13 protein-coding genes are annotated in these 13,251 nt (G+C 67.6%); 5 read left to right on the plus strand and 8 right to left on the minus strand.

Features of this window, described 5'->3' with window-relative positions; all coding sequences use genetic code 11:
* Positions 1–81: 81 nt before the first annotated feature.
* Genes G578_RS0108065 through mobB form a run of 4 tightly spaced genes read right to left on the minus strand, consistent with a single transcriptional unit; the run spans position 82 to position 2,550 of the window.
* On the minus strand, positions 82–531 hold the full coding sequence (locus tag G578_RS0108065; protein WP_028793795.1) for a molybdenum cofactor biosynthesis protein MoaE: 450 nt from the start codon (positions 529–531) through the stop codon (positions 82–84).
* A gap of 2 nt (positions 532–533) precedes the next feature.
* Positions 534–785, minus strand: a complete 252-nt coding sequence (moaD, locus tag G578_RS0108070; RefSeq protein ID WP_028793796.1) for a molybdopterin converting factor subunit 1 — start codon at positions 783–785, stop codon at positions 534–536.
* Entirely contained in the window at positions 782–2,041 is a 1,260-nt protein-coding gene (locus tag G578_RS0108075; protein ID WP_028793797.1) for a molybdopterin molybdotransferase MoeA, read from the minus strand. Before G578_RS0108075 ends, moaD begins: the two co-directional genes overlap by 4 nt.
* On the minus strand, positions 2,038–2,550 hold the full coding sequence (mobB, locus tag G578_RS0108080; RefSeq protein WP_028793798.1) for a molybdopterin-guanine dinucleotide biosynthesis protein B: 513 nt from the start codon (positions 2,548–2,550) through the stop codon (positions 2,038–2,040). Before mobB ends, G578_RS0108075 begins: the two co-directional genes overlap by 4 nt.
* Before the next feature lie 122 nt (positions 2,551–2,672).
* Here mobB and G578_RS0108085 point away from each other — a divergent pair, with 122 nt between their 5' ends.
* Complete coding sequence (locus G578_RS0108085) at positions 2,673–3,206, plus strand: DUF2062 domain-containing protein (protein WP_245565579.1); 534 nt, start codon at positions 2,673–2,675, stop codon at positions 3,204–3,206.
* A gap of 1 nt (position 3,207) precedes the next feature.
* Here the strand turns inward: G578_RS0108085 and G578_RS0108090 are convergent, their stop codons facing one another.
* Positions 3,208–4,404, minus strand: a complete 1,197-nt coding sequence (locus G578_RS0108090; protein WP_028793800.1) for an MFS transporter — start codon at positions 4,402–4,404, stop codon at positions 3,208–3,210.
* An 86-nt stretch (positions 4,405–4,490) separates the two neighbouring features.
* Here G578_RS0108090 and G578_RS25370 point away from each other — a divergent pair, with 86 nt between their 5' ends.
* Both G578_RS25370 and pgsA read left to right on the plus strand, forming a co-directional pair.
* Positions 4,491–5,396, plus strand: coding sequence for a LysR family transcriptional regulator (locus G578_RS25370; RefSeq protein ID WP_084618758.1), 906 nt, complete (start codon positions 4,491–4,493; stop codon positions 5,394–5,396).
* A 134-nt stretch (positions 5,397–5,530) separates the two neighbouring features.
* The gene (pgsA, locus tag G578_RS0108100; protein ID WP_028793801.1) at positions 5,531–6,109 is read left to right on the plus strand and encodes a CDP-diacylglycerol--glycerol-3-phosphate 3-phosphatidyltransferase; all 579 of its coding nucleotides are present in this window, start codon (positions 5,531–5,533) and stop codon (positions 6,107–6,109) included.
* 294 nt (positions 6,110–6,403) lie between these two features.
* On the opposite strand, the gene uvrC is transcribed toward pgsA, so the two are convergent.
* The 3 genes from uvrC to G578_RS0108115 form a co-directional block, all read right to left on the minus strand.
* Positions 6,404–8,359, minus strand: a complete 1,956-nt coding sequence (gene uvrC, locus G578_RS0108105) for an excinuclease ABC subunit UvrC (protein WP_425425913.1) — start codon at positions 8,357–8,359, stop codon at positions 6,404–6,406.
* A 444-nt stretch (positions 8,360–8,803) separates the two neighbouring features.
* Positions 8,804–9,583 (minus strand): SDR family oxidoreductase, encoded by a 780-nt coding sequence (locus G578_RS0108110; RefSeq protein WP_028793803.1) that lies wholly within the window; start codon positions 9,581–9,583, stop codon positions 8,804–8,806.
* Between the two features lie 24 nt (positions 9,584–9,607).
* The gene (locus tag G578_RS0108115; RefSeq protein ID WP_028793804.1) at positions 9,608–10,579 is read right to left on the minus strand and encodes a calcium/sodium antiporter; all 972 of its coding nucleotides are present in this window, start codon (positions 10,577–10,579) and stop codon (positions 9,608–9,610) included.
* Between the two features lie 283 nt (positions 10,580–10,862).
* Between G578_RS0108115 and G578_RS25375 the strand changes: the two genes are divergently transcribed.
* Positions 10,863–12,908: a monovalent cation:proton antiporter-2 (CPA2) family protein gene (locus tag G578_RS25375; RefSeq protein WP_051244320.1), complete on the plus strand. Its 2,046-nt coding sequence runs from the start codon at positions 10,863–10,865 to the stop codon at positions 12,906–12,908.
* Between the two features lie 69 nt (positions 12,909–12,977).
* The gene (locus tag G578_RS0108125; RefSeq protein ID WP_028793805.1) at positions 12,978–13,220 is read left to right on the plus strand and encodes an HP1242/YdcH family protein; all 243 of its coding nucleotides are present in this window, start codon (positions 12,978–12,980) and stop codon (positions 13,218–13,220) included.
* Positions 13,221–13,251: the final 31 nt, after the last annotated feature.

Below are 13,251 nucleotides of genomic sequence, written 5' to 3' on the forward strand. Positions count from 1 at the left end.
AACCGTCGGTTCGATCGACCGATCTTCGATTGGAGAGAGCCGGCTGGCAATCCGCGGAAGGGGGCGGCCGGGGAAGGTCGCTCAGCCCCAGCGGGCGGCGGCAGTATCGTCGGCTTCGCGGGCATCGACCCAGCGCGCGCCGTCCGGTGTGTCCTCGCGCTTCCAGAACGGCGCCCTGGTCTTCAGCCAGTCAATGAGAAAGCCGGTGGCGTCCAGGGCGGCCTGGCGGTGGGCGGAGGCGCAGGCGACCAGCACGATGTTGTCGCCGGGGGCCAGGTCGCCGACCCGGTGGATGATCAGGCTCGCGTCCAGCGGCCAGCGGGCATGGGCCTCGCGCTCGATCTCCTCGAGCTGCCGCTCGGTCATGCCGGGATAGTGCTCCAGCGACATGGCACTCACCGACTGGCCGCCGGCGATGTCGCGCACCAGGCCGACGAACACGCCGAGGCCGCCGATGGCGTGATTGCCGGCGGTCAGCGCGGCCAGCTCGCGGCCGATGTCGAAATCCTCCTCCTGGACGCGGACGGCCATGGTCAGCCTCCGGTCACCGGCGGGAAGAAGGCGACCTCGTCGCCCGCCGCCACCGGGTGGGTCGGCTCGACATATTCCTGGTTCACCGCGTAACGGATGGCGCGGGTGTCCTTGAACGCCTCCGCGTAACCGGGGCCGCGGGTCTTCAGCCAGGCGACCAGACCCTCCACCGTGGCCGCCTCGGCCGGGGCCTCGACGGTCTCGCTCGCGGCGCCGATGCGCTGGCGCACCCAGGCGAAATACATCAGTTTCATCGCATCACCTCGTTGAACGGCAGATAGGCGGCCGTCTCCCCCTTCGCCAGCCCCTCGGAGTCCTCGCCCAGGTCGATCAGCCCGTCGGCGGCGGCCAGGGCGGACAGAATACCGGAGCCGTCCGGGCCGGCCTTCACCGCGACCGGCGGCCGGCCCAGCTCCAGGCCCGGCTCCAGGCGCACCCGCAGGAACTCGCGGCGTCCGGGCTTTTTCGCATGGCTGAAGCCGGCCGTCACGGGGTAGCGGGCTGGTGCCGCGATCCGCGCGCCTGCCAGCGCCAGCAGCACCGGCCGGGCCAAGGTCACAAAAGCGACGACGGCGGCGACCGGATTGCCCGGCAGGCCGATGAAGGCGCGGCCGCCGATCACGCCGAGGGCGACCGGCCGGCCCGGCTTCACCGACAGCCGCCAGGCGTCGATCCGGCCATGGGCGGCGACGGCGGCGCGGACGTGATCCTCCTCGCCGGTCGATACCCCGCCGGAGGTCATCACCACGTCGTGGTCTTCCGCCGCCGCCGCCAGCAACCGGGCAATGGTGCCGGCGTCGTCCTCCAGGATGCCGAGATCGGTGACGGCGCAGCCGAGCCGGGCGAGCAGGGCCTTCACCGTGTGGCGGTTGGCGTCGAAGACGGCGCCGGGGCGCAGGTCCTCGCCCGGCTCGGTGACCTCGTCGCCGGTCGAGGCGACGGCCACCCGCAGGCGCTTGCGCACCGTCAGCGCGGTGCGGCCGATCGAGGCCGCGAGGCCGAGATCACCCGGGCCGAGCCGTCGTCCGGCGGCAAGCGATACCGCGCCGCGTCGCACATCCTCGCCCCGCAGCCGGACATTGGCCCCGGGGCGCAGGCCGACCGGCAGCCGCACCCGGCCGTCGCTCTCCCAGCAGTCCTCCTGCATGACCACCGTGTCGAATCCCTCGGGAACGGGCGCGCCGGTGAAGATCCGCAGCGCCGCCCCGGCCGAGGGCGTCCGGTCCAGCGGATGCCCCGCCGCCACCCGCCCGGCCACCGCCATCTCGCCGCCGCCGGGCGCGAGGTCGGCGGACCGCACCGCGTAGCCGTCGACCGCCGCATTGTCGTGGGGCGGGACGTCGATCGGCGACACCACGTCCTCGGCCAGCACCCGGTCCAGGCCGGCGTCCAGGGGCACGGTCTCGGTGCCGGTCACCGCCTGCAGCCGGTCGCGGATCCGCTCCAGCGCCGCCTCCACCGTCAGCGGGACGGGATCGGCGGCGAAGCAGTCGTCGGCCAGCCGCGTCATTGAGTCGCTTCCATTTCTGCGGCCCTGTCGAGCACCATGGCGGCGATCGAGGCGATGTCATCAAGACCGAAGACGGGGCGCTCGCAGTTCGGCAGGGGGACATCGGCGGCGATGGCGACGATATGGGGCTCGCCCGGCCAGATCGGCGGCTTGCCGAGGGCGGGGCGATGAACTTCAAGTTTGGGCACGGGGTCGAACTTGAAGCCTTCGACCAGCACGATGTCGACCGGCCCCAGCCGGTCGACGAGTTCGGCCAGGGTCGGTTCCGGCGCGTCGCGCAGCTCGTGCATCAGCGCGAAACGGTGGCCGGAACTGATCATCACCTCGTGGGCACCGGCGGTGCGGTGCAGGTAGCTGTCCTTGCCCGGCCGATCGATGTCGAAATCGTGATGTGCGTGCTTGATCGTAGACACGGTAACCCCACCTTCGCAGAGAGCCGGAATGAGCGCCCGAAGCAGGGTCGTTTTCCCACTGCCGGACCAGCCGGCAATCCCAAACACGCGTTTCATCGTACCGGATTTACGAGTTCGACATAAATGCTTGGATAAGGTTGTTTCGAGCGGATCGCAAATATAGGTTCGCCAGCGTTGTTGGTTCCGGGGTGAGGCGCGTGCGGCGATTGCAGATCAGAATGGTGGGCAAGATCCTGCGTCAGTGGCGCAGGACCAGCATGTCTCCCGGTGTGATCTCGCGATCCATGTGCATGGGCATGGCGGTCGGCTTTTCCCCGACCGTCGGGCTGCAGGCGGTGCTGTGCTTCGTGATCGCGCTGGTCTGCAACCGGTTCTGGCGCCCGGCGATGTTCGACTGGGTGATCGCCCTGGTCGGGTCGCTGGTGGTCAACCCGCTGACCATGGTGCCGACCTATACCTTCTACTACTGGATCGGCTGCCAGGCGATGACCTGCTCCAGCTTGGTCGAGTTCAAGGACGCCGAGCATATCAAGGACTTCATTTTCGCGCTCGGTGAGGGCACCGGCGCCATTCTGCTCGGCTCTGTGCCCTTCATGGTCGCCGGCCTGCCCGCCGGCTACTTTCTCGGTCGGGTGATCGAGCGGCTGCTGGAGGCCCGCGCGCAGCGCCGTCGGGTCCGTCTGCTGGAGCTCGCCCGCCGGCGCCGGGAGCAGGAACTGCGCGCCGCCCAGTCCATCCAATCCGCCCAATAGGTCACGCGGAGAGCAGCCGGACCTCGCGAATCGGCCAGTGCAGCACGGCCGAGAGAACGCCAAGCGCGACGCTGAGCTGCCACATCACGTCGTAGGACTGGAAGACGTCGAAGGCTACACCGCCGATCCAGGCGCCGAGAAAGCTGCCGATCTGGTGGCCGACAAAGACCAGCCCGAACATCATCGACATATAGCGGATGCCGAAGATCGTGCCGACCAGCCCGCTGGTGAGCGGGACCGTGCCGAGCCAGGTCAGCCCCAGCAGTCCGGCGAGCACCAGAACCATGGCAGGGGTCATCGGCAGGATCAGGAAGCCGGCGAAGACGGCGGCGCGGATCAGGTACAGGACGGCCAGCACGTTCTTCTTCATGTACCGATCGCCCAGGGCGCCGCAGACGTAGCTGCCGATGATGTTGGCGAAGCCGATGACGGTCAGGGCCGCCGCTCCTAGCCAGTGCTCGAAGCCGCGGTCGGACAGATAGGCCGGCAGATGGATGGCGACGAACGCCAGGTGGAAGCCGCAGACGAAGAAACCGCTGTTCAGCAGCCAGAAATCCCGGGACGCCAGGCCCTGTGAGAAGGCGTCGCCCATGCTCTGGCCGCTCTCGGTCTGGCCATCCAGGCTCTGGCCGTCCGGGCTCTCGGCTGGCCGGCCGGCGGTGCCGAGCGCCAGGGGGACGATCAGCAGGGCCGAGGCGGCCAAGATCAGCAGGCTGGTCTGCCAACCGGTGCCGTCGATCAGGAAATGGACATAGGGCAGGGCGAGGAACTGGCCCAGGGATCCGCCCATCGCCGCCAGACCGAGCGCCTTGCCGCGCTGCTCCGGCGGTGCCGCCCGTCCGACCGCACCGAGCAGGACCGTGAAGCCGCTGCCGCTGAGCCCGAGCCCGATGAGCACGCCGCCTGCCAGCAGCCCGTCCGCGCCGCCGATAACCATCAGCCAGAGCCCGAGCGCGTAGGCGAGGCCGCCGGCCGCCGCCACCCGACCCGGCCCGTAGCGGTCGGCAATCGCACCGGCGATGGGCGCCCCGAGCCCCCAGCACAGGTTCATCAGGCCCATGGCCAGCGCGAAGGTCTCCCGCCCGCCGAACTCATCGCTGAGGAAGGGCAGGTAGAGGCCAAGCCCCTGCCGGAAGCCGATGGCGATGCCCATGATGCTGCCGGCACACAGGACGAGGATCAGAAGTCTGAGGGCCATCGCATGGCGCTCCGATCAGTTTGTGTAGGCGAGACGGTAGCGACCGGTCTACCATTCCAGAAGCGAATTAATCTGATGGATTCATCATGAAAACTGATGTGAAAATCCAGCCCGAGGCTCAGGTACAGGAACAGGGGCTTGGGGTTTCCCTGCGCAGCCTGGATCTCGATGTCCTGCGCGCCTTCGTCATGGTGGCCGAGACCCGCAGCTTCACCCGGGCGGCGGAGCGGCTGAACCGGGGCCAGTCCGCCGTCAGTATGCAAATGAAACGGCTGGAGGATCTCACGGGCTGCCAGATCCTGTCGCGAGCCCGGCGCCGGGTGGAGTTGACCGCCGACGGCGCGCATCTGCTGTCCTATGCCCGCCGGCTGCTGCGGCTGAACGACGAGGCGCTGGGCTCGCTCGATCGGGGCGCGCGCACCGGGCGGGTGCGTGTCGGGGTGACCGACACCTCGATGATCTATGTCAGCCGGATCCTGCGGGCCTTCGCCGAACGCTGCCCGCTCGTCCAGGTGGAGATGACCTGCGGACGCAGCTGGGAGGCGCTGGCGGATCTGGAGGCGGGCAAGATCGACCTCGCCCTGGTCACCCAGCCCTGCGACCATGAGGGCGGGCGGTTGCTGTGGCGCGAGCCGCTGGTCTGGGTTGCTTCGGTCGATGCGGAGGCCGAGGCGCGCGAGCCCCTGCCGCTTGCCCTGTTCGCCCCGGGCTGCATCTATCGCGACGCAGTGCTGCAGCAGCTTGACGCGAATGGGCGGGACTATCGGCTGGTCTACAGCAGCGCCAACTCCCTGGGGTTGAGCGCGGCGGTGACGGCGGGTATCGCGGTCACCGTCATGCCGGTCAGCGCCGTCGGGCATGGACTTCGGATGGTCGGCGACGCGGCTTCCCTGCCGGACCTGCCGCAGCTCGATCTGCTGCTCTACTGCCCCGAGCCGCCGTCGGCCGGACCCGGCGCCTTCGCCGACACCTTGTGGGATCTGTTCACCTGAGGTTTCGGTGGCATAAGGTGCACACCGGATCGCCCATTTCCTTCGCCTGCATGCTATGGCGTAATGCCACTTCAGAGGCCGTTCGGCCATAGGGCCGACAGACTTAACCGCCTGAAACGGCGGATTGGATCGAAATGCTAGCCCAATTGCCCAATCTGCTGACGATTTCCCGCATCCTGGCGGTTGTCCCGGTGGTCGTCTGCCTGTGGTTCGGTGGCGAGACATTGCGGTGGGTGGCGCTCGGCTTCTACGCCTTCGCCAGCATCACCGACTACCTGGACGGTTATCTCGCCCGGGCCATGCAGGTGCAGTCCGGTTTGGGCCGGCTGCTCGACCCGATCGCCGACAAGCTTCTGGTGGGGGCCTCGCTGCTGATCCTGGTGGCGCTGGACCATATCTCCGGGCTGACGGTGCTGGCGGCCCTGGTGATCCTGCTGCGCGAGATCCTGGTGTCGGGCCTGCGCGAGTTCCTGGCGGAGCTGCGGGTCAGCATGCCGGTCAGCCGGCTCGCCAAGTGGAAGACGACGGTGCAGCTCCTGGCCATCGGCTTCCTGATCATCGGCGACGATTCGCCCGCGTGGATCGATTCCCGCCTGGTGGGCGAGATCGGATTGTGGATCGGGGCCGTGCTCACGCTCTATACCGGCTGGGACTACCTGCTGGCCGGCCTGCGCCAGGTCTCCGCCCAGGCGGATCGCGCGCCGGGGGAGTAGGGGCTCCCAATACCCCACCGATCTTCCTTCCGTCTCCCCGGCCTCGCGCCGGGGCCTAGAATAAGCGCAGCGCGTTCATCGAACCGTTCCGGCAAGCGGCGCCCTCGGTCCCGGCGCAGGGCCGGGAAGAGAGGGGAGGTGGAAGTACACTGCTCCTTCCTCTTCTTTCACTTCCCGGATTCATTCCGGGGCAAGCGTTGAGGCTGGCGCGAGGCCTATCCAGGACGCAGCGAGCTTGAGGGTGGGCCCCGGAATAAATCCGGGGAGTGACCAGGGAGAGGAAGCGAATGCCCCTCAACCGTCCTCGTGGAAGTGGTCGTAGACCTTGCGGGCCACCGCCTTGCTGATCCCTTCCACCGCCTCCAGATCGCCGAGCCCGGCGCGGGAGACGCCGCGGGCGGAGCCGAAATGGTGCATCAGCGCCTTCTTGCGCTTGGCGCCGATGCCGGCGATCTCGTCCAGCGGGTTGGCGCCGATCGCCTTAGTTCGTTTGGCCCGGTGGGTTTCGATGGCGAAGCGGTGGGCCTCGTCGCGCAGCCGTTGCAGGAAGTAGAGCACAGGGTCGCGCCGCTCCATCAGGAACGGCTCGCGGCCGGGCATGAAGAACCGCTCGCGCCCGGCGTCGCGGTCCGGCCCCTTGGCGACGCCGACCACCGCCACGTCGTCGATGCCGAGTTCCGCGAAGACCTCGGTGGCCACGGTGAGCTGGCCCTGGCCGCCATCGACCAGGATCAGGTCGGGCCAGACCCCGGTCGCGCGCTCGGGATCCTCCTTCAGGGCCCGGCCGAACCGCCGGGTCAGCACCTGGCGCATCATCGCGTAGTCGTCGCCCGCCTCGACCTCGGCCAGGCCTTCCTGCGCCGTGCTCTCGCGGCCGGTGACGTTGCGGATGTTGAACTTGCGGTACGCGCTCTTCATCAGCCCGTCGGGGCCGGCGACGATCATCGCGCCGACCGCGTTGGAGCCCTGGATGTGGGAGTTGTCGTAGACCTCGATCCGCTCCGGCGTGGTGTCCAGGCCGAAGGCGGCGGCGACCCCCTCCAGCAGCTTGCGCTGGGAGGCGCTCTCGGCCATGCGGCGGCCCAGGGCCTCGCGGGCGTTGGTCAGCGCGTGGTCCATCAGCTTGCGCCGGCCGCCGCGCTGCGGACGCGACAGCTCGACCTTGCGGTCCGCCCGGGTCGACAGCGCCTCGGCGACCAGGTCCTGCTCCGGAATGTCCTGGCTGATCAGCACCAGCCGGGGCGGCACCTTGTCGTCGTAGAACTGGCCGATGAAGGCGGCGAGCACGTCCTCCGGCTCGGTCTGCTTGTCGTGGGCCGGAAAATAGGCGCGGTTGCCGAAGTTACTGCCTGCCCTGAAGAAGAACACCTGAATGCAGGTGTTGCCGCCTTCGCCGTACATGGCGATGACATCGGCCTCCTCCAGTCCTTCGACGTTGATGTCCTGGTTCGCCTGCACGGCGGTGAGCGCGCGGATCCTGTTGCGGTAGATCGCGGCGGTCTCGAACTCCAGTTGCTCGGCCGCCTCCTGCATGCGGGCGGCGAACTCGCGCTGGATCTGGTTGCTCTGGCCGGTCAGGAAACGGGTCGCGTCCTCGACCTGGCGGGCGTATTCGGCCTCGGTCACATAGCCCACACAGGGGGCCGAGCAGCGCTTGATCTGGTACTGCAGGCAAGGGCGCTGGCGGTTGGAGAACATGCTGTCGGTGCAGTTGCGCAGCAGGAAGCCGCGCTGCAGGGCGGTGATCGTGCGGTTGACCGACCCGGCCGAGGCGAACGGGCCGAAATACTGGCCCTTCCGCTTGCGCGCGCCGCGATGCTTGGTGATCTGCGGGTAGGGGTGGTCGCCGGTCAGCAGGATGTGCGGGAACGACTTGTCGTCGCGGAGCAGCACGTTGAAGCGCGGTTTCAGGCGCTTGATCATGTTGCTCTCGAGCAGCAGCGCCTCCACCTCGGTGTGGGTGCGCACGATCTCCATGGACGCGGTCTCGCTGACCATGCGGAAGATCCGGTGCTCGAGTTTCGCGGCGTGGGTGTAGTTCACCACGCGCTTCTTCAGGCTGCGTGCCTTACCGACATAGAGGACGTCGCCGTTCTCATCGAGCATGCGATACACACCGGGAGCATTTGGCAGCGTGCGTACCTGATTTCGGATGACGGAGACCCCGCGTTCGATATCCGGAACGGTCTTCCGGCCGCGCCGTGCCCGCTCGGTGCCCGAGGGGGGATCGCTAATATCGGTGTCTTCCAAGGACTTGGTCATGGACTCTTCAACGCGCTCTTCAAAGTGAATTCCAGGCCTGCCTGAACACGCACAACGTGCGGCTTCGTAATCCACTGTTCCTGTGGAAAACTGGGTGGAAAAGCCAGGAGGAGCCATCTGGAAACCGCAGACTCCGTGGCCCAACACCCGAATGCCTAAATTTTGGGCATCAAAATAACTCCTTGTATTTAAACGAATTTATTTGTCGTGCCCGGCCCTGCGTCATCTCTGTACGAAACTTCCATTACAGCTAGGTTACGCGCCTTCCCCGGACCAGTCCGTGTGAACAAGTGTCGGGGTGGACTTGGCCGCTATCGCAGTCCGTACAAGATCTTAACGAAAGGTATCTTGTCGGTTATTTCACGAAATCGAGTGGAAGATTAAACGATCGCCGGGACCGCCGCGCCACCTTTGTCCCGGGGGACGGTCGGATCAGTCGCGCGGCGTGTCCGGTCCGGGCGGCGCCCAGCCCAGATGCTGCCCGCCGTCGACGGCGATCATCTGGCCGGTGACCGACTGCGCCGCGGCCAGGAACACCACCGCCGCGGCGACCTCGTCCGGGCTGGCGCCGTGCTGCAGCGGTGTCGCCCGCGCCTGGCTGTCGAACCGGTCCTGGTCCTGGTGGACGCTCGGCAGGATCGGACCGGGGCCGACCCCGTTCACCCGGATCCTAGGCGCCAGTTCCAGGGCCAGGGTCCGCGTCGCCCCCCACAGCCCGACCTTCGACATCGTATAGGACAGGAAGTCCTCGTTCAGGTTCCAGACCCGCTGGTCGATGATGTTCACCACCGCCCCGTCATTGCCCTGCGGCAGGCGCGCGGCGAAGTCCTGCATCAGGACCAGCGGCGCCCACAGGTTCGGGTCGATGTGCCGGTCCCAGGACGCGCGCGTGGCCGTCGCCAGGCTGTCGCGCTCGAAGGTGGAGGCATTGTTGACCAGCAGCCCGACCGGGCCGAGTGCGGCCTCGCACCGTTCGATCAGGCTGCGGAGGTCGGTCTCGTCGGAAAGGTCGGCGCCGATCGCCTCGGCACGCACGCCCAGGGCCTGCAGCTCCCGGGCCGTCTCCTGTGCCGCATCGCCGGACGCGCCGTAATGAACGGCCACGTTCCAGCCGTCGCCCGCCAGAGCCAGGGCGATCGCCCGGCCAACCCGGCGCGCCGCCCCGGTCACCAGCGCTGTTTTCGGAACGGGCTGCGGGACGCGCTGTGCCATGGCGATACTCGACAGTAGCGGAACTCAGTAGGACGCGAAGTTCAAGGTGTCGACCGGGACGAACTGATTGGTAATGAATGCCACATAGGTGGCGAAGAAGACCAGCGCCCAGGGCCGGCTGAACGACGGCAGCTTGATCGCCATGGCGACGAACACGATGGTCACGCCAAGCATGAACCACAGGTCCAGGGACATCACCTCCGGCGGTATCGGCAGCGGGCTGACCAACGCAACCGTCCCTAGAATCCCCAGCGTATTAAAAATGTTCGACCCGATGATATTGCCCAGGGCCACGTCGCTGTGCCGGCGCAGCGCCGCGACCAGTGTCGTGGCCAGCTCCGGAAGCGACGTGCCGACGGCGACGACGGTGATGCCGATCACCGTCTCGGAAATGCCGGCCCGGTTCGCGACCTCCACGGCGCCGTCCACCAGCAGGCGGGCGCCGACCAGGACGCCGATCAGGCCGCCCACCGTATAAAGGACGCTGCGCCAGGTGCTGGTCGGCAGGGCATCGAACTCCTCGACCTCCTTGGCGTGGACGCTGTCCGGGCGCCGACGCTCCTCGAAATAGCAGTAGAGGAGATAGGCGACGAGCAGCGCCAGCATCACCGCGCCGTGCCAGCGCTCGATGATGCCGTGGAGCCCGACGCCGACGAACAGGATCGTACCCAGCACCAGGGCAAGCCCGTCACGGCGCAGGGGCGCACCGCCGCAGACAAAGGGCGAGATCACGCCGACTGTGCCGATCATCAGCAGGATGTTGGCGATGTTGGAGCCGATGACGTTGCCGATGGCGATGCCGGGCGACCCGTTCATCGCCGCCTTGAGGCTGACGAAGAGCTCGGGGGCCGAGGTGCCGAAGGCGATGACTGTCAGGCCGATGACGTGGGGACTGATGTTCAGGCGCCGGGCGATGGCCACGGCGCCGCGGATCATCGTCTCCGCGCCGACCAGAAGCAGGACCAGTCCGGCAAAAATCAACCCTGCCGATATCATGCCGCCCTCCAGGAACAATCGCCGGTCGAGTGCATTCGGACTTCTCTGTCTTGGCACGTCGGGGCGGTCTGGCGGGCTGGCGATCGGGTCATGTAAATCTGAGGGTTAGTGGCGGGATCGTGGCGCGCGTGACCCATAGGAATGGGGAGCGGCGACGAAATTTCAATGATTGTATACGCAGAGATTTCGTGGTGCCGGTAGCCCGTTCCGGAACGATTGTCTAGGATCGCTCCGCCGGTCGCCGGGACCGGCATTGTGCCGAGACCCATTTGGAGAAAAGTCGTTGGAAAGCCTGCTGGACGCCTTCGACACCATGCAGTCGAGCGGCCATGGCAGCCCGATTGGCGATGCTCTGATCTTTCTGGCGGCGGCGGTCCTATTCGCCCCGTTGCTGCGCCGCCTGAAGTTCAGTCTGGTTCTGGGATATCTCGCGGCCGGTGCGATGATCGGCCCGCACGGGCTGTCGATCATCGACGACGTCACCGAGACCCGCGAGCTGGCCGAGATCGGTGTCGTCTTCCTGCTGTTCACCATCGGCCTGGAGCTGTCCTTCGCCCGCCTGAAGGTCATGCGCCGCCTGGTCTTCGGGTTCGGCACCGCCCAGGTGGTGCTGACCGGCTTTCTGGTCGCCGTCATATCCCTGTTCATGGGCCAGACCTACGGGGCGGCGGTGACCATCGGCGCCGCCCTGGCCCTGTCCTCCACCGCCTTCGTGCTGCAGCTGATGAACGAGCGCGGCGAGCTCGCGACCCGTCACGGCCGCGCGGCGTTCTCCGCCCTGCTGTTCCAGGACCTCGCCGTGGTGCCGATCGTCATCGTCGTCCCGCTCCTGGGGCGCGAGATGGACGGGCTAACGATCCTTCTGGAACTGCTCAAGGTCACCGGCACCGCCTTCGTGGCTCTGGCGGTCATCGTCGTCGCCGGCCGCCAGCTCCTGCGGCCGCTGTATCATGTCATCGCGTCGGCCGGCGCGCCGGAGCTGTTCACCGCCATGACGCTGCTGGTGGTGCTCGGCATCGGCTGGGCGACCCAGCAGGTCGGGCTCTCCATGGCCCTGGGGGCGTTCCTCGCCGGCCTGCTGCTGTCGGAAAGCGAGTTCCGGCACCAGGTGGAGGCCGATATCGAGCCGTTCCGCGGGATCCTGCTCGGCCTGTTCTTCATGACCATCGGCATGTCGATCGACCTGGGCCTGGCGTTCCGCGAAGTGTTCACGGTGCTGGGCTATCTCGGCGGACTGGTCGCGCTGAAGTTCGTGGTGGTGCTGGGACTGGCGATGGCCTTCCGGATGCCCTTCGCGGTCAGCCTGCGCAGCGCGGCCCTGCTGGCCCAGGGCGGCGAGTTCGCCTTCGTCATTCTCGGCATCGCCGCCGCGTCCTCGGTGGTCGCCGACGATACCGTCAATCTCATGTTCCTGGTGGTCGCCATTTCGATGGCCGTCACCCCCGTGATCGTCTGGGCGATCGGCAAGGCGGCCGTGCTCTTCGAGAACCATGAGAACGCCCAGCTGTCGGCCGATTTCGACGGCGGTCATGAGATGCACGACCACGTGGTGATCGCCGGGTTCGGGCGGGTCGGCCACACCATCGCCCGCCTGCTCGACGCCAAGATGGTCCCCTATGTGGCCGTTGATACCGACGCCCAGAACGTACGCGACGGCCGGCGCGACGGGCACAGCGTCTATTACGGCGATGCCAGTCGGCCGGAGGTGCTGCACAAGCTCGGCGGCGAGAACGCCCGGGCGGTCGTCCTGACCATGTCCACGGGCGGTCATGCGGTCGAACGCACGGTACAGCATCTCGTCAGCCGCCTGCCCGACCTGCCGATCTTTGCCAGAGCCCGCGATCCGCTGCATGCCCGCCGGCTGGAAGAGCTCGGCGCCGCCGGCACCGTGGTGGAGACGATGGAGGCCAGCCTTCAGCTCGGCGGCGCGGTCCTGCGGCAGACCGGCACCGAATGGGGGGAGATCGAGGATCTCATCAAGAGCCTGCGCATGGTGGACGGCATCGGCCGCAAGATCGGCGAGCGCCCGGACGGCGACTCCGGGGCCGCGGCCCCGCCGGAGGATCCGCTGCTGGCGGCTGCCCTGTGGGCGGAGGAGGAAGAGGAGAAGGCGCGCAACCGCAAGCCCGACGCCTCCATGCCGGCGACCACGCCCGAGGTGGAGGCGTCCCAAAGTGCTCCCTCAAAGCAGGACGAGGCGATCGGCGACCCGCGGCTGACGGACGAGACGTCCGACGCCGACCGCTCCCGCGGCGCCGAGGCCGGGGACAGCGAAGCGACGGCAGCCCCGGTGCGTGACGACGCCGCAGAGAGACGCTCGCGGGATTGATCTTGGTCAAGGACCCGCCCACCTGACCCTCATAGCGTCACCGCATCACGACGCGAGAAGGGACACACCATGACAACGGATCTGCATCACGACATCGGCACGGAATTCCCGGAGCTGAAGGACAAGATCCACGTACTCAAGACCGAGAACGCGCATTTCGCAAAACTGTTCGACGCCTATCACGAGGTCGACCGCGAGGTCGCGCGCATCGAGGCGGAGGTCGCGCCGGCTTCCGACGCCTATGCCGAGGAGTGCAAGAAGAAGCGTCTGGCCCTGAAGGACGAGATCTTCTCCATGCTGAAGGCCGGCTGATCCCCGACGGCGGAAAGCGAGGGTCGGGAAC

This window comes from Thalassobaculum salexigens DSM 19539 (genome assembly GCF_000423805.1).
GTDB lineage: Bacteria > Pseudomonadota > Alphaproteobacteria > Thalassobaculales > Thalassobaculaceae > Thalassobaculum > Thalassobaculum litoreum.